Below are 19,182 nucleotides of genomic sequence, written 5' to 3' on the forward strand. Positions count from 1 at the left end.
AGTCCTTGGGTCTTGAGCATGAGGATCATCCTCCGATGATCCCAAACCCCGACCGCCTTCAGGCTCACTTCACGCTGGAATCACGTCCCTCCTTCAGGCTCATGTGTCGTTGGACAAGGCTCCTGCTGGCGCCGGGGGGTATCCTGCTGTATGCCACCTGCTCCCTGCTGCCGGAAGAGAACGACGTGACCGTGCTGCGATTTCTGGAAGACGAGCCGTCGGCATCGGAGGACCCCATCCAGGCCCCCTGGGGCGTGCCCCGGCAGGCGGGGCGGCAGGTACCGGCGGGGTCTGGTGGCATGGACGGCTTCTACTACGCCCGGCTGATCAAGCGTTGAGGGGGAAGGTCTTCCAAGGGGGACTGCGCTGCGGGGCGCTGGTGCTGCTGGCCTGCCTGCTGCTTTTCCCCCCTATGGCCGCTGTGGCCGACGAGGTCCCGCCCTTTCGCGTTCTCTGGGCGGACACCCAGCGCGCCGAGGGGATCTACCTGCTGGATGCGCGTATCGATTACCGCCTGGCACCGAACCTGCGCGAGGCCCTGCACAACGGGGTGCGCCTGACCTTCGAGATGCGTGTGGAGATCACCCGCGGGCGGGACTGGCTGTGGGACGAGACCGTGGCCGGGCTCACCCAGGGCTACCGCCTGCGCTACCATGCCCTCAGCCGCCTCTACCTGCTCACCTCCCTCAACACGGGGGTGCAGCGCAGCTTCCACCGCCTGGAATCGGCCCTGGCCCGGATGGGACAGGTGGATGGGCTGCCGCTGCTGGATGCCGCCCTCCTGGAGGCGGACACGGACTACCGCGTGCGGTTGCGCACCGAGCTGCAGGTGGACGCCCTGCCGCTGCCGCTGCGTCTGCGGGGCTACCTGCTGCCCGACTGGAAACCCGAAAGCGACTGGTACACATGGCCGCTGGACTGAGACGCCTGCCCCTGGGGCTGCTGTCCATGGGGTTCATCTTCCTGGCGTTGCTGGCCTCCCTCTGGGTCATGAGCGACGCCGCCCAGAACTCGGAGCGCTTCGAGCGCCTCTACATCTGGCTGCTGCTGTTCAACTCCCTGGCCCTGGTGCTGCTGGCCGGGGTCATCGGCCACCACCTTCTGCGGGTGACCCGGCGCGCCCTGCGCATGGAACCCGGCTCGCGCCTCACCCTCAAGCTGGTGGTGCTGTTCGTGGGGCTCTCCCTGGTGCCGGTGATCGTCGTCTACTACTTCTCCATCACCTTCCTGGAGCAGGGGATCGACAGCTGGTTCGACGTGCGCGTGGAGAAGGCCCTGGAGGACGCCCTGGAGCTGTCGCGCATCTCCCTGGATCTGCGGGTGCGGCAGTACACCCGGGAGACCCGCTCCATGGCGCGGCAGCTGGAGGAAGTCTCCGAGACCCTGGCGGCGCTGCGGTTGCAGGACCTGCGCGAGGACAGCGACGCCATGGAACTGACCCTGTTCGGCGCCAACAACCGCATCATCGCCTTCTCCGGCGGGGAGGCGGTGCGGCAGTTGCCCCTGCTGCCGGAGGGGGAGGTGCTCATGACCCTGTCCCAGGGCAACGACTACGCCGCCCTGGAGCCGGTCCACGGCAGCGGCCTGCACATCCGCGTGGTGACCTCCGTGCCCAGCCGCACCCCAGCAGGGGACGGGCGCATCCTCCAGGCCCTGTATCCGGTGGCGCCGCGCATGGGCACCTTGGCCGACAGCGTCCAGGACGCCTTCTCCGAGTACAAGGCCTTCGCCTACCTGCGGGCGCCGCTGAAGCAGAGCTTCTCCATCACCCTCTCCCTGGCCCTGCTGGTGTCGGTGCTCACCGCCATCTGGGCCGCCATCCTCGCCGCCGGCCGCCTGGTGGCCCCCATCCAGGAGCTGGCCCAGGGCACCCGCGCCGTGGCGGCGGGGGAATACCACAAGAAGCTGCCGGTGAGCCGCAACGACGAACTGGGCTTCCTGGTGCGTTCCTTCAACGCCATGACCGCCACCCTGGCGGCCACCCGGGACGAGGTGGAGCGCAGCCGTCGCCTGGCGGAAAGTCAGCGCATGTATCTGGAGACGGTGCTGCAGAACCTCTCCTCCGGGGTCATCGCCCTGGATCGCCGCCTGGCCCTGCGCACCGTCAACGCCGCCGCCTCGCGCATCCTGGAGGTGGATCTGGAACGCCACCTGGGGCACGCCCTGGAACAGATCGCCGCCGAGTCCCCCGTGGCCGCCCGCTTCCGCGAGGCCCTGGCACCCCACTTCGAGGAGCGCCCGGAACCCTGGAGCGAGCAGGTGACCGCCTTTGGCGCCAACGGCCGCAAGGTGCTCATGTGCCGCGGGGTCTGGCTCACCCATGGCGGCGGCCTGCGCGGCGGCCCGGTGGTGGTCTTCGACGACATCACCGCCCTGCTGCAGGCGCAGCGGGACGCCGCCTGGGCGGAGGTGGCCCGGCGGCTGGCCCACGAGATCAAGAACCCCCTCACCCCCATCCAGCTCTCCGCCGAGCGCCTGGACCGCAAGCTGCGCCCCCACCTGGGCCCGGAGGAATGCCATGTGCTGGAACGGGCCACGCGCACCATCGTGCAGCAGGTGGAGGCCCTCAAGACCATGGTGAACGCCTTCAGCCACTACGCCCGCCCGCCGGCCCTGAACCCGGAGCGCCTGGACCTGAACCAGCTGGTGGAGGAGGTGGCCGGTCTCTATGACCAGCCCGGACAGGCGGCCGTCCTGGAGCTGGATCTGGGGGCGGACCTGCCGCCCCTGCGGGCCGATGCCGGGCGCCTGCGCCAGGTGCTGCACAACCTGATCAAGAACGCCCTGGAGGCCCTGGAGGGACGCGGGGACGCCCACCTCACCCTCGTCACCCGCCGCCTGGAGGAGGCCGCCCGGCAGATGCTGGAGATCCGGGTGATGGACAACGGCCGTGGCCTGGACGAGGAGATGATGGCGCGCATGTTCGAGCCCTATGTGACCGGCAAGCACAAGGGCACCGGCCTGGGTCTGGCCATCGTCAAGAAGATCATCGAGGAACACAATGGCAGGGTCTGGGCCGGCAACCGGCCGGAGGGCGGGGCCGTCATCGGCATCCATCTTCCGCTGTGCGGCGGTGACCGGGAGGCGACATGAAAGACAGTGACATCCTGGTGGTGGACGACGAGCCCGACATCCGCAGCCTGGTGCGGGACATCCTGGAGGATGAGGGCTACCGCGTCTCGGTGGCGGGCACCGTGGAGGAGGCCCGCATCCAGCGCCGGCGGCGGCGCTTCGATCTGGTGCTGCTGGACATCTGGATGCCCGACGGCGACGGCATCGGCCTGCTCAAGGAATGGCTCGAGGCCGGGGGGCAACCCAGCCCGGTGATCATGATGTCCGGCCACGGCACCGTGGAGAGCGCCGTGGAGGCCACCCGCCTGGGGGCCTACGACTTCCTGGAGAAGCCCCTGTCCCTGGCCAAACTCACCCTCACCGTGGAGCGGGCCCTGGAGGCGGACCGCCTGGCGCGGGAGAACCGGGGCCTGCGCCGGCGCCTGAACCCGGACGCCCCGCCGGTGGGGGACAGCGCCGCCATGGTGGACCTGCGCGCCCGGGTGGAGCGCATCGCCCGCCACGACACCGGCGTGCTCCTCAGCGGCGAACCGGGGGTGGGCAAGCGCACCCTGGCCCGCTACCTGCATGCCTGCAGCCCCCGGGCCGGCCGGCCCTTTGTGGAGGTCCCCCTGGGGGCCATGGATGCGGAGGAGGCGGCGCTGGAACTCTTCGGCCACGAACAGGGCCACCGCGTGCGCTACGGCCTGCTGGAACAGGCGGGCGGGGGCACGCTGTTCCTGGACGAGGTGGCGGAGATGGATCCCCACACCCAGGGGCGGCTGCTCACCGCCCTGGAGACGGGGCGCATGACCCGCGCCGGGGGCACCGATGCCATCGCCGTGGATGTGCGCGTGGTGGCGGCCACCCGGGAGGACCTGGCGCAGCGCGTGGCGGCGGGCCGCTTCCGCCAGGACCTGTACTACCGGCTCAACGGCGTGCCCCTGCACGTGCCCCCGCTGCGGGCGCGCATCGATGACCTGCCCGCGCTGCTGGCCCACCACGTGGAGGCCCTGCACCAACAGGAGGGACTGCCCCGGCGCCACTTCGGCCCCGGGGCCTGCGCGCGCCTGGCGCGCCACCCCTGGCCGGGGAACGTGCGCGAGCTGCGCAACCTGGTGCAGCGGCTGCTGATCCTGGGCAACGACGGGCAGGTGGAGGCCGCGGAGGTGGACGCCGCCCTGGCCAGCCACCCGGTGGTGCAGGGGGAGGCGGCCCCCCCTGCGCCGGCGGAGGCCACGGATCTGTCCCTGCCCCTGCGCGAGGCCCGGGAGCGTTTCGAACGGGACTACCTGCTGCGCCAGATGGCGGCGGTGGACGGCCACATGACGCAGCTGTCCGCCCGCGTGGGACTTGAACGCACCCATCTGTATCGTAAACTGCGCGCCCTGGGCATCGAGCCGAAAAGGTCCCGGGAACGATGAAGATCCTGATACTGGGGGCAGGGCAGGTGGGCAGCACCGTGGCCCACAACCTGGCCAACGAGGCCAACGACATCACGGTGGTGGACACCCGCAGCGAGATCCTGCGCGCCCTGCAGGATCGCCTGGACCTGCGCACCGTCTCCGGCTTCGCCTCCCACCCGGACGTGCTCATCGCCGCCGGGGCCCGGGACGCGGACATGATCATCGCCGTCACCAACTCCGACGAGACCAACATGGTGGCCTGCCAGGTGGCCTACACCCTGTTCCACACCCCCACCAAGATCGCCCGGGTGCGGGGCCTGGAGTACCTGGGCTATCCCGCCCTGTTCGCCCCCGAGTCCCTGCCCATCGATGTGCTCATCAGCCCCGAGGAGGTGGTCACCAACTACATCCAGCGGCTCATCGAGCACCCCGGGGCCCTGCAGGTGCTGGATTTCGCCGACGGCCGGGTCTCCCTGGTGGCGGTGCGCGCGTATCACGGCGGTCCCCTGGTGGGCAAGGCCCTGCGCCACCTGTCCACCCACATGCCCGGGGTGCCGACCCGGGTGGCGGCCATCTTCCGCCGCGACAAGCCCATCTTCCCCGAGGGGGACACGGTCATCGAGGTGGACGACGAGGTCTTCTTCATCGCCGCCCGCAAGAACATCCGCGCCGTCACCAGCGAGCTGCGCCGCCTGGACAAGCCCTACCGGCGGCTGATGATCGCCGGCGGCGGCAACATCGGCAAGCGCCTGGCCCAGTCCCTGGGACGGCATTTCTCCGTCAAGCTCATCGAGCAGAACCCGGTGCGTGCCCAGTCCCTGGCGGAGGACCTGGACAAGGTGGTGGTGCTGAGCGGGGACGCCGCCGACAAGGAACTGCTCATCGAGGAGAACATCGAGAACACGGATGTCTATGTGGCCGTCACCAACGACGACGAGGCCAACATCCTCTCCGCCATGCTGGCCAAGCGCCTGGGGGCGCGCACGGTGATGTCCCTCATCAACCGCCCCAGCTACGTGGAGCTGGTGCAGAGCGGTGTCATCGACATCGCCATCTCGCCGCAGCAGGTGACCATCGGGGCCCTGCTCACCCACGTGCGCCGGGGCGACGTGGTGGCGGTGCACAGCCTGCGCCGCGGTGCCGCCGAGGCCATCGAGGCCGTGGCCCACGGCGACCGCAAGACCTCCCGGGTGGTGGGGCGCAAGGTGCGGGAGATCCATCTGCCCAAGGGCTGCACCATCGGCGCCCTGGTGCGCGGCGAGGAGGTGGTCATCGCCCACGGCGAGACCCTCATCGAGCCGGAGGACCATGTCATCCTGTTCCTCACCGACAAGCGCCGCGTGCCCGAGGTGGAGCGCCTGTTCCAGGTGAGCGTCACCTTCCTCTGACCCCGTGCAATTCACCGCCGTCCAACACCTGCTGGGCCTGCTGGTGATGCTCTTCTCCGGGGCCATGCTGCCCCCCGTGGGCGTGGCCTGGATGTACGGCGAGGCGGGCAGCCTGTACGCCTTCCTGGAGGCCTTCGGCCTGCTCTGGCTCACCGGTTTCGCCATCTGGCTGCCGGTATGCCGTGTGCAGCGGGATCTGCGGCTGCGGGACGGATTCCTGGTGGTGCTCCTGTTCTGGCTGGTGCTGGGGGTCTTCGGGGCCACGCCCCTGTACCTGGATCCGGCCCTGGAGATCCCGGCCACCGATGCCGTGTTCGAGTCCATGTCGGCCCTGACCACCACCGGGGCCACGGTGCTCACGGGCCTGGATGACCTGCCCCGGGCGCTGCTGTTCTACCGCCAGCAGCTGCAGTGGCTGGGGGGCATGGGCATCATCGTCCTGGCCGTGGCCATCCTGCCCATGCTGGGGGTGGGGGGCATGCAGCTCTACCGCGCCGAGATGCCCGGTCCGGTGAAGGATAACAAGCTCACCCCGCGCCTCACCGAGACCGCCAAGGCCCTGTGGTACCTCTACCTGGGGTTCACCGTGGCCTGTGCCGGGGGTTACTGGCTGGCGGGCATGACCCCCTTCGACGCCGTGGCCCACAGCTTCTCCACCGTCTCCCTGGGGGGGTTCTCCACCCACGACGCCAGCCTGGGGCATTTCGACAGCCCCTGGGTGGAGGCGGTGGCGGTGGTCTTCATCCTCGCCGGCGGGGTCAACTTCGGCCTGCACTTCCTCGCCTGGCGCAGCCTGGGCCTGGCCCACTACTGGCGGGATGCGGAGTTGCGCACCTATGTGAAGATCCTGGCCATGCTCGCCACGGTGAGCGTGGCCTACCTGCTCACCCATCCCCACACCGGGGGCTGGATGGATGCCCTGCGCCAGGGGATCTTCCACGCCGTCTCCATCGCCACCACCACCGGCTTCACCACCGCCGATTTCCATCTGTGGACGGGATTTTTGCCGGTGATGCTGCTGCTGGCCAGCTTCGTCGGCGCCTGCGCCGCCTCCACCGGCGGCGGCATCAAGGTGATCCGCTTCCTGCTGCTGCTCAAACAGGGACAGCGGGAGGTGGTGCGCCTGGTGCACCCCAGCGCCCGCATCGCGGTGAAGGTGGACGGCAAGCCCGTGCCCGATCGTATCCTGGACGCGGTCTGGGGGTTTTTCGCCGCCTACGTGGCCGTGTTCACCGTCCTTCTCCTGGCCCTCATGGGCACGGGGCTGGATCAGGTGAGCGCCTTCTCCGCCGTGGCCGCCTGCATGAACAACCTGGGACCGGGCCTGGGCGAGGTGGGCGCCCATTACGGTGCACTCAGCGATCCCGCCAAGTGGCTGCTCAGCCTGGCCATGATCATGGGCCGGCTGGAGATCTTCACCGTCCTGGTCCTGCTCAGTCCGGCCTTCTGGCGGCAGTAGCCTCCCCGGGCCAAATCCAGCCGTCCCCCTCGGGTATTGGGTGCCATGGGGTATACTCGGGACACATTCTGGAAAGCGGACGAGTGATGATCACCAATATCGAACGCTTCGAGGCGATGCTGGCCGATGGCGAGGACAACCAGCTGCTTCGTTTCTCCCTGGGCAACGCCTATCTCAACGACGGGCGGCCCGGGGAGGCCTCCATCCACCTGCGCGCCGCCGTGGGACACGATCCCGGCTATTCCGCCGCCTGGAAGCTCCTGGGCCGTGCCCTGGCGGAGAGCGGGGCCCTGCACGAGGCCATGGAGGCCTACAACGAGGGCATCGCGGTGGCGGAGGAGCGGGGGGACATCCAGGCCGCCAAGGAGATGCGCGTCTTCCGCAAGCGGGTGCAGGCCGAGCTGGACCGGGCCGAGGACGGCCATGACTGAGGCGTTTGCCGGCGCCGCCGGCCACCGCCGGACCCCTCCCTTCGATCCCGCCCTGCTGCATCCCCGCCACTGGGGGACCTGGCTCGGTGTCGGTGGCCTGTGGCTGCTGGCGTGGTTGCCGCGCCCCGCCGCCCGCCTCCTGGGCCGCCTGGCCGGAAGGCTGGCCTGGCACACCTCGGCGCGGCGGCGGCATCTGGCCCGGGTGAACCTGCGCCTGTGCTTCCCGCAATGGGACGAGGCACGGCGGGAGGCGGTGCTGCGGGAGCATTTCCGCATCGCCGGTCAGTGCCTGGTGGACTATCCGCTGCTCTGGTTCGGCGGCCGCAGGCGTCACCGGCACCTGATCCGGCTGCGCGACCGGGGCGGGGTGCTGCAACGCCAGCGCCGGGGCGAGCCGGTCATCGTCTGCGCCGCCCATGCCCCGGCCCTGGATTTCGGCGGCCTGCGCCTGAGCCTGGAGGTGGGCGGGGTCTCCTTCGCCAAGCCCCTGAAGAACCCCGTGGTGGAATGGATCAACACCCGCAGCCGCTGTCAGCACGGGGCCATCGTGTTCGCCCGCCACGAGGGCCTGCGCCCCGCCATCCGCCACCTGCGCCGGGGGCGGCTGTTCTACTACCTGGGGGATGAGGACCTGGGCCCCGCGCACACGGTCTTCGCCCCCTTCTTCGGCGTGCCCAAGGCCACGGTGCCGGCCCTGGGACGCCTGGCCCGCCTGGGGGGCGCCCCCGTCATTCCGGCCATGGCCCTCTACCATCCCGGGGAGGACCGCTATGAACTGGTTCTGGAGACCCCGCTGCAGGGGTATCCCAGCGGCGATGCGGTGGCGGACGCGACGCGCATGAACGCCGCCCTGGAGGCGCTGATCCGGGCGCATCCGGCCCAGTATCTCTGGACCCTGCGCTTCTTCAAGACCCGCCCCCCGGGGGAGGCGAAGGTCTACTGACGGCCTCGCGTGGGGGCCTCAGGCGTCCCCGTGGCCCAGCACCGGGGTCTGCCGGCCCTGGGCGAAGTCCAGCATGCGCTGGGTGGAGCGCAGGGCCCCGAGGCGCACCGATTCCTCCACCTGGACCTCGTTACCCCCGTGCTCCAGCACTTCCAGCAGGTTACCCAGACCGTTCATGGCCATCCACGGGCAGTGGGCGCAGCTGTGGCAGGTGGCGCTGCGCCCGCCGGTGGGGGCCGCCAGCAGGGTCTTGTGGGGGACCTCCTGGTGCATCCTGTAGAAGATGCCGCTGTCGGTGGCCACGATCAGGGTCTCGTGGGGCAGCTCCCGCGCCGCCTGGATGAGCTGGGAGGTGGAGCCCACCGCATCCGCCTGGGCGATGACCCGGGCCGGGGATTCCGGGTGCACCAGCACCGCCGCCTCCGGGTGTTCCCGGCGCAGGTCCTCCAGGGCCCGGGCACGGAACTCGTCGTGCACCACGCAGGTGGTGTCCCAGAGCACCATGTCGGCCCCGGTGGTCTCGCGGATGTAGTGCCCCAGGTGCCGGTCCGGGGCCCAGAGGATCTTCTCCCCCCGGGCGGCCAGGTGGGCCACCAGCTTCTGGGCGATGCTGGAGGTGACCACATAGTCCGCCCGCGCCTTCACCTCGGCGGAGGTGTTGGAGTAGACCACCACGGTGCGCTCCGGATGGGCGTCGCAGAAGGCGGCGAAGGCCTCCGCCGGGCAGCCCAGATCCAGGGAGCATTCCGCCTCCAGGGTGGGCATGAGCACCCGTTTCTCGGGGCTGAGGATCTTCGCCGTCTCCCCCATGAAGCGCACCCCGGCCACCACCAGGGTGGAGGCGGGGTGCTCCTTGCCGAAGCGGGCCATCTCCAGGGAGTCGGACACGCAGCCGCCGGTCTCCTCGGCCAGCCGCTGCAGGTCCTCATGGACGTAGTAATGGGCCACCAGCACCGCGTCCCGCTCCCGGAGCAGGGCCTTGATGCGCTCAAGGATCGCCTCGCGTTCGGCCCCGGTGAACCGGGGCATCTGTCGTTCCACCCACGCCGTCTCCGGCACATGGAAACCGTGCATGGGCTTTGGGTTCGCTGTGGTCATGGATCTTGTCTTTCCCGTCGTCATTGCGGGCCGTCTTGGGCCTCCTGGTGCTTGGACCATGCCCCATGACGGCTGTTCATCGAGATCTCATTCCATGAGCATGGGAGGGGATCCCCCAGGCCGGTACCGGACCGGGCACCACCGGAGGGCGTCCCGGGTGGGAAAATATGTCATATTCAGGCAAAAATAGGGGGTTTCGCACCGCCAGGCAATAGCGGCGGCGCGGGGCAACAAACGCAAAAAACGGGCACAAGGGGCCGCAGAGCCCCAGTAGAGGAGACGACATGGGCGAGCCCAACGACGTCATCACGCCGGCGGAGGCGGGAACGCTGGCGGGGTTGTTGCGGGAGCGGATCGCACGCACGCCGGAACGGGTGGCATACCGGCAGTACGATCCCGAGGGGGAGGCCTGGGTGCCGCGCACCTGGGCGCAGGTGGGCCGGGAGGTGGCCCGCTGGCAGGCGGCCCTGCTGCGGGAGGGGCTGTCCCCGGGGGACCGGGTGGCGGTGATGCTGCGCAACTGCCAGGAGTGGGTGATCTTCGACCAGGCCTGCCTGGGGCTGGGCCTGATCACCGTGCCCCTGTACACCGACGACCGCCCCGACAACATCGCCTATGTCCTTGGCGATGCCGGCGCCCGGCTGCTGGTCCTGGGCGGGCGCATGCAGTGGCGGCGCCTGCAGGAGGTGCGCGAGCGCCTGGACACGGTGCAGCGGGTGGTCTCCGTGCAGCGCATCGAGCCCGGCGAGTTCCCTGAGGATCCCCGCCTGATGGCCCTGGAGGACTGGGCGCCGCCGGACGGGGGCGGCGAACTCACCATCCGGGATGTGGAACCGGATGCCCTGGCCACCATCGTCTACACCTCGGGCACCACCGGCCGTTCCAAGGGGGTGATGCTCACCCACCAGAACATCCTGCAGAACGCCTACGCCGCCCAGCAGTGTGCCCCCATGGGGCCGGAGGACCTGTTCCTCTCCTTCCTGCCCCTGTCCCACACCCTGGAGCGCACCGGCGGCTGCTACATGCCCATGATGGTGGGGGCGCAGGTGGCCTTCGCCCGTTCCGTGCAGGGGCTTTCCGAGGACCTGCAGAACCTGCGGCCCACGGTGCTCATCTCCGTGCCCCGCATCTACGAACTCATCTATGGCCGCGTCACCACCGGGCTGGAGTCCCGCTCCGCCCTGGAGCGCCTGTTGTTCCGTCTCACCGTGGACGTGGGCTGGCGCCGCTTCCAGCACCAGCAGGGGCGGGGGGGCTGGCATCCGGGCCTGCTGCTGTGGCCGCTGCTCAAGCGCCTGGTGGCGGACAAGGTCACCGCCCGCCTGGGAGGACGTCTGCGCTACGCCGTCTGCGGCGGGGCGCCGCTGCCGCCCCCCATCGCCCGCTTCTTCATCGGCCTGGGGCTGCCCGTCTACCACGGCTTTGGCATGACCGAGGCCAGTCCGGTGGTGAGCGTGAACCGCCCCGACGACAACCTGCCCGCCAGCGTGGGCCGGCCCCTGCCGGGGGTGGAGGTGCGCATCGGGCCCCATGAGGAGCTGCTGATCCGGGGGCCCTCGGTGATGCAGGGCTACTGGAACAATCCGGAGGCCACCGCCGAGACCCTGGACGCGGAGGGCTGGCTGCACAGCGGCGACAAGGCCCGCTTCGACGAGCAGGGCCATATCTTCATCATCGGCCGCATCAAGGACATCCTCGTGCTGGGCAACGGCGAGAAGGTGCCCCCGGCGGACATGGAGATGGCCATCACCCTGGACCCCCTGTTCGAGCAGGCCATGGTGCTGGGGGAGGGGCGCCCCTTCCTCAGCGCCCTGGTGGTGCTCAACCGCGAGGAATGGCGCCGCCTGGCCCAGGAACTGGAGCTGGACCCGGAGGATGCCGGGGCCCTGCAGGGGCGCAAGGTGGAGAAGGCCCTGCTGGCCCGGGTGGCCGAACAGCTCAAGGAATTCCACGCCTATGCCCAGATCCGCCGCCTGACTCCGGTGCTGGAGTCCTGGGAGGTGGATAACGGCCTGCTCACGCCCACCATGAAGCTCAAGCGTCGGCTCATCCTGGACCGCTACGCGCCGCAGATCGAGGCCATGTACGCGGCCCACAACAACCACCGCAGGTAATGGCGGGGGCGCCGCTCCCGGCGGCCGCGGGCGGGGGCCCGCGGCCGCCATGCAGCCTGCACACCCAGAAGACATCACAACAGCAACGCAGCACCAAGGGGGAATCCATGCCGAATATCCATGCGCGCAACACCCTGTCCGGGGCCGTGGCCTGCAGTATCCTGGCCGCCGGCGGGATGCTCGCCGCCGAACCGGTGCGGGCCGCCGGTTTCTATATCCAGGAGCAGAGCGTCAGCGGCCTGGGGCGGGCCTTCGCCGGGGAGGCGGCGGTGGCCCGGGACGCCAGTACCGTCTTCTTCAACCCGGCGGGCATGACCAGCCTTTCCGGACCGGAACTGCAGCTGGCCTCCCACCTGCTCATGCCCAAGGCGGAGGTGGAGAACGACGGCTCCACGGTCACCACGCCGGGCACCGGCGGTGCCCCCGTCCCGGTGTCCGGGGGGTCCGGCGGCAACCCCTACGACCCCACGCCGGTGCCCAACCTGTTCTACGCCCGGCCCCTCAGCGCCGACACCTGGATCGGCTTCGGCATCACCGCCCCCTTCGGCCTGGTGAACGACTACGACGAGGACTTCTTCGCCCGCTACGATTCCACCGAGACCGACCTCAAGGTGCTCAACCTGCAGCCCAGCCTGGCCTACCGGGTGAGTGACCGCCTCTCCATCGGCGGCGGCCTGGACATCCAGCGGGCCAAGGCCACCCTCAAGAGCGCCATCCCCGATCCCACCGTGCCCGGTGGCCCCACCGTGGCCACCGACGGCGAGCAGCGCCTGGACGCCGACAGCTGGGACTTCGGTTTCAACCTGGGCATGACCTGGCAGGCCACCCCGGCCACCCGCCTGGGGGCCCACTACCGCCAGGGCATCGAACACGAGCTGGACGGGGAGGCCAGTGTGCGTTATCCCACGGGACTGGCCGCCATGCAGGGCACCCCCGGGTACAGCAAGGACGGCAAGGCCACGCTGCACCTGCCGGACATGCTGGCCCTGGGGGCGAGTCATGAACTGAACGACCGCTGGACCCTCATGGCCCAGTACAAGTGGTTCAACTGGTCCAATTTCGACGAGATCCGCATCCGTTTCGACGACGGCAGCCCGGACAGCACCACGGTACAGAACTACGGCGACAGCTGGGCCCTGGCCCTGGGGGCCGAGTACATGCTCAACGGCCAGTGGACCCTGCGCGGCGGCCTGCAGTTCGACCGCACCCCCACCCGGGACGGCTACCGCACCACCCGCACCCCCGACGGCGACCGCCTGTGGTACTCCCTGGGGGCCAGCTACGCCACCGGGGACCGCTGGGCCCTGGACCTGGCCTACACCTACATCGACATCGCCAGCGAGCCCCTGGACCTGACCCGGGATTTCTTTGCAAGCAACCCGGCCTTGGCCAGCAGCGCCGGGATCGACGGGGAGATCCAGGGCCATGTGCACATCCTGGCGGCGGCGGTGCGCTATCATTTCTAGGTGATGGACGCCGCCTTCCCAGCCCTGATGATCCGCGACGAGGTGGCGGGCAGCCGCCGCGTCCAGCTCACCCGCCTGGCGGCGGACGAGCTGGGGGAGGGGGCCGTGGAGGTGGCGGTGCACTATTCCGCCCTCAACTACAAGGACGCCCTGGGCATCACCGGCAGCGGCCGGGTGCTGCAGGACTCCCCCCTGGTGGGGGGCATCGACGCCGCCGGGGAGGTGGTCACCGCCCCGGCGGCGTCGGGCCTGAAGCCGGGGGACGCCGTGCTGGTCACCGGCTGCGGCCTGGGGGAGCGGCATCATGGCGGCTTCGCCACGCGCATCCGCGTCCCCGCCGGCTGGGTGGTGCCCCTGCCCGCGGGCATGGACCCCCGCAGCGCCATGATCCTGGGCACGGCGGGGTTCACCGCCGCCCTGGCCCTGCAGCGGCTGCGGGACAATCACCAGACCCCGCAGATGGGCCCCGTGGTGGTCACCGGCGCCAGCGGCGGCGTGGGCAGCCTCACCGTCCGCCTGCTGTCGGCCCAGGGCTTCGAGGTGGTGGCGGTCTCCGGCAAGCCCGCCCTGCATGACTGGATCCGCTCCCTGGGGGCGGTGAAGGTGCTGGAGCGGCGGGGGCTGCCCCTGGGCTGGCGGCCCCTGGAGTCGGCCCGCTGGGCCGGGGCCGTGGACACCCTGGGGGGTGAGATCCTGGCCTGGTTGACCCGCACCGTGGCCGAGGGGGGCAACATCGTCGCCGTGGGGCTGGCCGGCGGGGCCGATCTGCGCACCACGGTGATGCCCTTCATCCTGCGGGGGGTGGCGCTCCTGGGCGTGAGCGCCGACCACCACCCGGAGGCGGATCGGGCCGCCGTCTGGACGCGTCTCGGAGGGGACTGGGCCGTCCCCGGGCTGGATCGTTTCGTCAGCGAGGAAATCGCCCTGGGGGAGGTCCCCGCCGCCAGCCGCCGCATGCTGGCGGGGCAGACCCACGGGCGCATCCTGGTGGATGTGAACCGCTAAGGGGTCGTGCCCCGGCTGGGGTCAGGGCTTGCCGGTGCCGGAGAGGATGGAGTCGGGGGTGATCACCTCGCGCATCACCCGGGTGTCCTTGGCGCGGCCGCCGCAGACCTCCAGGGTGCGCCCGTCGGGCATGGGCACCCGCACGGTATAGCCCAGTCCCGGTTCGTGGTTGAGGGTGACCGTGCGGGTCTCCCCAGGGCGCAGCTGCAGGATGTTGGTCTCCTGCTGGGTGTTCACGTTGGCGTAGTGCAGGTTCACCTTGGGCAGGGTCTCCGAGGTGCGGTTCTGCACGTGCACCACCAGGGCCCGGTCCGGCAGGGGCAGCTCCGGCTCCAGGGTCATGCGTGTGCCCACCACCCCGGCCACCAGGGCCAGGGGGACCAGAATCCAGGCCAGCATCGAGTTCGAGTCATTCATGGGGGCAGATTAGCGCCCGCTGCCGGGGCTGTCAGTGAGTAAAATCATTTTCCCCGGGGCGGGGGCAGGGTAAGTTCGGGACCGTTTCAGGGGCCCTGTGCCACCGGTGTCCGGGGCCCAGCCACCGGGCCGTGTCCGCCATCGCCCCCAGGATCATGGAGCCAAGACCCATCGACCGCCAATTCCCCCTGCCTTGGGTGCCCGGGGTGATCCCGCTCCGGGCCCACGACCGCCCCCATGGCGGGCGCGCCCGCCGGTGCGTCCCGGTGCTGTGCCTCCTGCTGCTGCTGGCCACGGGCTGCGGCCCCGCGCCGGATGCCCCTGCGCCGATGGAAGACATCCCCCCACGGCCGGTGCTCACCACCCCCCTGGTGCCTGTCTCCGAGCCGGTGGTGCGCCGTTTCAGCGCCCGTGCCCGGGCGGCGGAGCATACGGCCCTGGCCTTCCAGGTGGCCGGACGGGTGACCTCCATGTCCGCCCACGCGGGGGATGCGGTGACCCGGGGCCAGGTGCTGGCGCGTCTGGACGATGAGGACTACCGCCTGAAGGTGGCGGAACTGGAGGCGCGCCTGGAGGCCGCCGAGGCGCGTCTGCAGGAGGCCCGGCGCAATCACCGCCGCGGCCGCGCCCTGGTGGCGGACGGCACCATGAGCCAGGCGGAGTTCGACGCCCTGGACTCGGCCCTGCGCCAGGCCCGGGGACAGCGGGACGCCACCCGCGAGGCCCTGTCCCAGGCCCGCGCCGCCCTGGCCGACACCGTGCTCCGGGCCCCCTTCGATGCCCGCGTGGTGGCCCGCCGGGCGGAGCCCTTCGAGCAGGTGGGGCCGCAGCGTGCCGTCTTCCTCCTGGAGCGCCTGGACCCCATCGAGCTGGTGGTGGGGCTGCCGGAGGCCCTGGCCGCCCAGCGTCCCCTGCCGCGCAGCCTCCAGGTGCGCTTCCCGGCGGCGGGGGTGGAGACCGAGGCCCGGGTGCGGGCCCTGGTGATGGATGTCCGGGACACCCAGGTCTATCCCCTGCGGCTGCATGTGGATAACCCCGAGGGCCGCATCCTGCCGGGGATGACGGCGCAGGTGGCGTGGGCGGTCCCGCCGGCGCAGGGGGAGGACGGTTTCCGTGTCCCGGTCACGGCCCTGTTTGATCACCGGGGCCGGCCCCATGTCTGGGTGCTGGCCGCCGGGGAGGACCGGGTGCAGCGCCGGGCGGTGCAGACCGGGCCCGTGGAGCGGGACGGGGTGCGCATCCGCGGGGACCTGCGGGCCGGGGAGCGGGTGGTGACCGCCGGGGTGAGCCACCTGCAGGCGGGGCAGCGGGTGACGCCGGTGACCCGGGAGGCGCTCGTGGAGGGCCGCCCGTGAATCCGGCGGCCTGGGCCATCCGCAACGGCCGCCTGCTGGGGTTCGTGGTGCTGCTGCTGGTGGTGGTGGGCCTGGTGGCCTACACCCGTCTGGGGCAGCTGGAGGACCCGGATTTCACCGTGCGCACGGCCCTGGTGTACGCCCAATACCCCGGCGCCGATGCCCTGCGGGTGGAACAGGAGGTGATCGAACCGCTGGAGCTGCGCATCCAGCAGATGGGGTCGCTGCAGCAGGTGCAGTCGGTGAGCCGGGACGGCCGCGCCCTGATCTTTGTGGACATCCAGGAGGGCCGTCCGCCAGAGGCCATGGAGCAGATCTGGGACGAACTGCGCCAGAAGGTGGAAGCGGCCGTGCCGGACCTGCCGCCGCAGGTGCGCGGCCCGTTCGTGAACGACGAGTACGGGGATGTCTACGCCCTGCTGCTGGCCCTCACCGGCGAGGGCTACGACCACGCCGTGCTGGATGAGGTGGCCGACGACGTGCGCCGGGCCCTGTTGCGGGTGCCCGGCGTGGCCAAGGTGGAGCTTTTCGGTGCCCGCGGGGAGCGGATCTTCGTGGAGACCTCCCGGGACCGGATCGCCGAGCTGGGCCTGCACCCCGGCCAGGTGATCCAGGCCCTGCAGGAGCAGAACGGGGTGGAGCCCTCGGGGTTCGTGGAGATGGGGCCCCGGCGACTGCGTATCGACGCCACCGGGGCCTTCGATTCCCTGGAGGCCCTGCGCAATCTGGTCATCCGCAGCCCCGAAAGCGGGGCACTGGTGTACCTGCGGGATTTCGCCCAGGTGCGCCGCGGCTTCGCCGATCCCCCCGAGGCCCTGCTGCGCTTCCAGGGCCGGCCGGCCCTGGCCCTGGGCATCGTGCCCGTGGAAGGGGTCAACGTGGTGGACCTGGGGGCGCGGGTGAAGACCCGCCTGCAGGATCTGGAGGCCACCCTGCCGGCGGGCATGGCATTCGGTGTGATCGCCGACCAGCCGCAGCAGGTGCAGGCGGCGCTGGGGGACTTCATGGTGAACCTGGTCACCGCCGTGGTCATCGTCATCGCCGTGCTGCTGCTGTTCCTGGGACTGCGCACGGGGCTTGTCGTCGGCGTCGGGGTACCTCTCACCATCCTGGCCACCTTCATCGCCATGGGGATCACGGGCATCGACCTGCACCGGGTCTCCCTGGGGGCGCTGGTGATCGTCCTGGGCATGATGGTGGACAACGCCATCGTCGTGGCGGAGATGATCGTGGTGCGCATACAGCAGGGCATGGATCGCCTGCAGGCGGCGGCACAGACGGTGGCCGAAACCGCCTGGCCCCTGCTGGCGGCCACCCTCATCGCCGTGCTGGCGTTCTCGCCCATCGCCCTCACCCAGACCGCCACCGGGGAGTTCACCCGCTCCCTGTTCTGGGTGGTGGGATTCAGCCTGCTCATCAGCTGGGTGCTGGCCATCACCGTCACCCCCCTGATGTGCCACCACGGCATCAAGGCCCCGGCGCACGCAGGAGGGGACCCCTACGGCGGCCGCGGCTTCGCCCTCTTCCGCCGTCTGCTGGAGGCCGTGCTGCGCCACCGCCGCTGGGCCCTGGCGGGGATGTTGGGGCTCATGATCCTGGCCGTGGCCGGTATGGCGCTGGTGCCGCAGATCTTCTTCCCCCCGGCACAGCGGGCCCAGTTCCTGGTGGACTATTGGCTGCCGGAGGGCAGCCGCATCCAGCAGACGGCCGAGGACATGGCCGAGATCGAGGACTGGCTCGCCCGCCGCGACGGGGTGGAGTCGGTCACCGCCTTCATCGGCGAGGGGGCGCCCCGGTTCTACCTGCCCATGCTGCCGGAGAACCCCAATCCCGCCTTCGGCCAGATCCTGGTGAACCTGTCGGACGTAAAGGCCCTGGACCGGGTCATGGCCGAGACCGGCGCCTTCGTGCGCGGGCGGTTCCCGGATGCCGAGCCCCGCATCCGCCCCATGCAGCTGGGGGAACCGGTGCGTTATCCCATCCAATTGCGCCTCATCGGCCCGGACCGGGAGGTGCTGCGGGCCCAGGGGGAGCGGCTCATGGGGCGCATCGACGGCATGCCCGGCCTGCAGCACGTGCGCCTGGATTGGCGCAACCGCACCCCGCATCTGCGGGTGGAGGTGGATCAGGAGCGGGCGCGCCGGGCTGGGGTCACCAGCCGGGACATCGCCCGGGCCCTGGATACCGGCTTCTCTGGACGGGCCATTGGCGTCTACCGTGAGGGGGACGAGCGCATCCCCATCGTCTGGCGCTTCCCCCTGGCGGAGCGCACCGATCCGGCGCGGGTGGAGACGATGCCCGTGTGGCCCGCCTCCGGGGGGCCGGCGGTCCCCCTGATGCAGGTGGCGGAGGTCTCCCTGGCCATGGACGATGCCGTGATCTGGCGCATGGACCGGGAACGGGCCCTGAGCCTGCAGATGGACCTGGTCCCCGGGGCCACCGCCCACCGCGTCCTGCAGGATCTGAAGGCGCATCTGGCGGACGTGGAGCTGCCCGCCGGCTACCGCCTGCAATGGGACGGCGAGCCGGTGGAGGCCATGGAGGCCCAGGCCGGGGTGCTCCAGCCGGCGCCGGTGGTGCTCGGGCTCATGGCCTTGGTGCTCATGGCCCAGTTCAACAGCTACCGCCGCAGCCTCATCATCCTGCTCACCGTGCCCCTGGGGATCGTGGGCGTGGCCCTGGGGCTGCTGCTGTTCCGCCAGCCCTTCGGCTTCATGGCCCTGCTGGGGGTGATGAGCCTGTCGGGGATGATCATCAAGAACGCCATCGTCCTGGTGGAGCAGATCGACCTGGAGGCGGGGCGCAACGGCGATGCCTACAGCGCCCTGGTGGACGCCGCCGTGAGCCGCGTGCGCCCCGTGCTGCTGGCGGCCGCCACCACGGTGCTGGGCATGCTCCCCCTGGCCCTGTCCGGTCCCTTCTGGGCCCCCATGGCCATCGCCATCATGTTCGGCCTGGCCCTGGCCTCCCTGCTCACCCTGGTGGCCGTGCCGTTGTTCTACGCCGTGCTGTTCCGGGTGCGGCCGGTATCCTGAGCCGCTGGGACGCG

At 70.7% G+C, this 19,182-nt stretch carries 14 protein-coding genes and 1 pseudogene; 13 read left to right on the top strand and 2 right to left on the bottom strand.

Features of this window, described 5'->3' with window-relative positions; translation table 11 throughout:
- From CKO33_RS06240 to CKO33_RS06275, 8 genes and pseudogenes are all read left to right on the top strand, one after another.
- Window positions 1-338: pseudogene (locus tag CKO33_RS06240) on the top strand (hypothetical protein); the annotation flags it as partial.
- Window positions 335-922, top strand: a complete 588-nt coding sequence (locus tag CKO33_RS06245) for a DUF4390 domain-containing protein (RefSeq protein ID WP_242472506.1) — start codon at window positions 335-337, stop codon at window positions 920-922. The pseudogene CKO33_RS06240 and the gene CKO33_RS06245, both read left to right, overlap by 4 nt.
- Window positions 907-3,093: an ATP-binding protein gene (locus CKO33_RS06250; protein WP_200180414.1), complete on the top strand. Its 2,187-nt coding sequence runs from the start codon at window positions 907-909 to the stop codon at window positions 3,091-3,093. Before CKO33_RS06245 ends, CKO33_RS06250 begins: the two co-directional genes overlap by 16 nt.
- Entirely contained in the window at window positions 3,090-4,475 is a 1,386-nt protein-coding gene (locus tag CKO33_RS06255) for a sigma-54-dependent transcriptional regulator (RefSeq protein ID WP_200180415.1), read from the top strand. Before CKO33_RS06250 ends, CKO33_RS06255 begins: the two co-directional genes overlap by 4 nt.
- A complete protein-coding gene (gene trkA, locus CKO33_RS06260; protein WP_200180417.1) occupies window positions 4,472-5,845 on the top strand; it encodes a Trk system potassium transporter TrkA in 1,374 nt (457 codons plus the stop codon). The genes CKO33_RS06255 and trkA overlap by 4 nt, the downstream gene beginning before the upstream one ends.
- A 46-nt stretch (window positions 5,846-5,891) precedes the next feature.
- On the top strand, window positions 5,892-7,304 hold the full coding sequence (locus CKO33_RS06265; RefSeq protein ID WP_200180555.1) for a TrkH family potassium uptake protein: 1,413 nt from the start codon (window positions 5,892-5,894) through the stop codon (window positions 7,302-7,304).
- A gap of 89 nt (window positions 7,305-7,393) precedes the next feature.
- Window positions 7,394-7,735, top strand: coding sequence for a tetratricopeptide repeat protein (locus CKO33_RS06270; protein ID WP_090485472.1), 342 nt, complete (start codon window positions 7,394-7,396; stop codon window positions 7,733-7,735).
- Window positions 7,728-8,678, top strand: coding sequence for an LpxL/LpxP family acyltransferase (locus CKO33_RS06275; RefSeq protein WP_200180419.1), 951 nt, complete (start codon window positions 7,728-7,730; stop codon window positions 8,676-8,678). The genes CKO33_RS06270 and CKO33_RS06275 overlap by 8 nt, the downstream gene beginning before the upstream one ends.
- Before the next feature lie 18 nt (window positions 8,679-8,696).
- On the opposite strand, the gene nadA is transcribed toward CKO33_RS06275, so the two are convergent.
- Window positions 8,697-9,776 (bottom strand): quinolinate synthase NadA, encoded by a 1,080-nt coding sequence (nadA, locus tag CKO33_RS06280; protein WP_200180421.1) that lies wholly within the window; start codon window positions 9,774-9,776, stop codon window positions 8,697-8,699.
- A gap of 284 nt (window positions 9,777-10,060) precedes the next feature.
- Between nadA and CKO33_RS06285 the strand changes: the two genes are divergently transcribed.
- The 3 genes from CKO33_RS06285 (at window position 10,061) to CKO33_RS06295 (ending at window position 14,361) form a co-directional block, all read left to right on the top strand.
- Complete coding sequence (locus CKO33_RS06285) at window positions 10,061-11,890, top strand: AMP-dependent synthetase/ligase (protein WP_200180423.1); 1,830 nt, start codon at window positions 10,061-10,063, stop codon at window positions 11,888-11,890.
- Window positions 11,891-11,997: 107 nt separating this feature from the next.
- Window positions 11,998-13,356, top strand: coding sequence for an OmpP1/FadL family transporter (locus CKO33_RS06290; RefSeq protein WP_200180431.1), 1,359 nt, complete (start codon window positions 11,998-12,000; stop codon window positions 13,354-13,356).
- A 3-nt stretch (window positions 13,357-13,359) separates the two neighbouring features.
- Window positions 13,360-14,361, top strand: coding sequence for a YhdH/YhfP family quinone oxidoreductase (locus tag CKO33_RS06295; protein ID WP_200180433.1), 1,002 nt, complete (start codon window positions 13,360-13,362; stop codon window positions 14,359-14,361).
- A 21-nt stretch (window positions 14,362-14,382) separates the two neighbouring features.
- Here CKO33_RS06295 and CKO33_RS06300 read toward each other — a convergent pair whose 3' ends face one another.
- Complete coding sequence (locus CKO33_RS06300; protein WP_200180435.1) at window positions 14,383-14,778, bottom strand: hypothetical protein; 396 nt, start codon at window positions 14,776-14,778, stop codon at window positions 14,383-14,385.
- Between the two features lie 155 nt (window positions 14,779-14,933).
- On the opposite strand from CKO33_RS06300, the gene CKO33_RS06305 reads away from it, so the two are divergent.
- Window positions 14,934-16,133 (top strand): efflux RND transporter periplasmic adaptor subunit, encoded by a 1,200-nt coding sequence (locus CKO33_RS06305; protein WP_200180437.1) that lies wholly within the window; start codon window positions 14,934-14,936, stop codon window positions 16,131-16,133.
- Window positions 16,130-19,168, top strand: a complete 3,039-nt coding sequence (locus CKO33_RS06310) for an efflux RND transporter permease subunit (RefSeq protein ID WP_200180439.1) — start codon at window positions 16,130-16,132, stop codon at window positions 19,166-19,168. The genes CKO33_RS06305 and CKO33_RS06310 overlap by 4 nt, the downstream gene beginning before the upstream one ends.
- The last annotated feature ends 14 nt before the right edge of the window (window positions 19,169-19,182 follow it).

Source organism: Ectothiorhodospira mobilis (genome assembly GCF_016584115.1).
Classification (GTDB): Bacteria; Pseudomonadota; Gammaproteobacteria; order Ectothiorhodospirales; family Ectothiorhodospiraceae; genus Ectothiorhodospira; species Ectothiorhodospira mobilis.

Excerpts from the sequence above, each read along its gene's own strand:
- CKO33_RS06250 (WP_200180414.1), top strand. The coding sequence starts at position 907 with ATGGCCGCTGGACTGAGACGCCTGCCCCTGGGGCTGCTGTCCATGGGG.
- CKO33_RS06255 (WP_200180415.1), top strand. The coding sequence starts at position 3,090 with ATGAAAGACAGTGACATCCTGGTGGTGGACGACGAGCCCGACATCCGC.
- CKO33_RS06285 (WP_200180423.1), top strand. The coding sequence starts at position 10,061 with ATGGGCGAGCCCAACGACGTCATCACGCCGGCGGAGGCGGGAACGCTG.
- CKO33_RS06290 (WP_200180431.1), top strand. The coding sequence starts at position 11,998 with ATGCCGAATATCCATGCGCGCAACACCCTGTCCGGGGCCGTGGCCTGC.
- trkA (WP_200180417.1), top strand. The coding sequence starts at position 4,472 with ATGAAGATCCTGATACTGGGGGCAGGGCAGGTGGGCAGCACCGTGGCC.
- nadA (WP_200180421.1), bottom strand. The coding sequence starts at position 9,776 with ATGACCACAGCGAACCCAAAGCCCATGCACGGTTTCCATGTGCCGGAG.
- CKO33_RS06300 (WP_200180435.1), bottom strand. The coding sequence starts at position 14,778 with ATGAATGACTCGAACTCGATGCTGGCCTGGATTCTGGTCCCCCTGGCC.
- CKO33_RS06295 (WP_200180433.1), top strand. The coding sequence starts at position 13,360 with ATGGACGCCGCCTTCCCAGCCCTGATGATCCGCGACGAGGTGGCGGGC.
- CKO33_RS06275 (WP_200180419.1), top strand. The coding sequence starts at position 7,728 with ATGACTGAGGCGTTTGCCGGCGCCGCCGGCCACCGCCGGACCCCTCCC.
- CKO33_RS06265 (WP_200180555.1), top strand. The coding sequence starts at position 5,892 with ATGCTCTTCTCCGGGGCCATGCTGCCCCCCGTGGGCGTGGCCTGGATG.
- CKO33_RS06305 (WP_200180437.1), top strand. The coding sequence starts at position 14,934 with ATGGAGCCAAGACCCATCGACCGCCAATTCCCCCTGCCTTGGGTGCCC.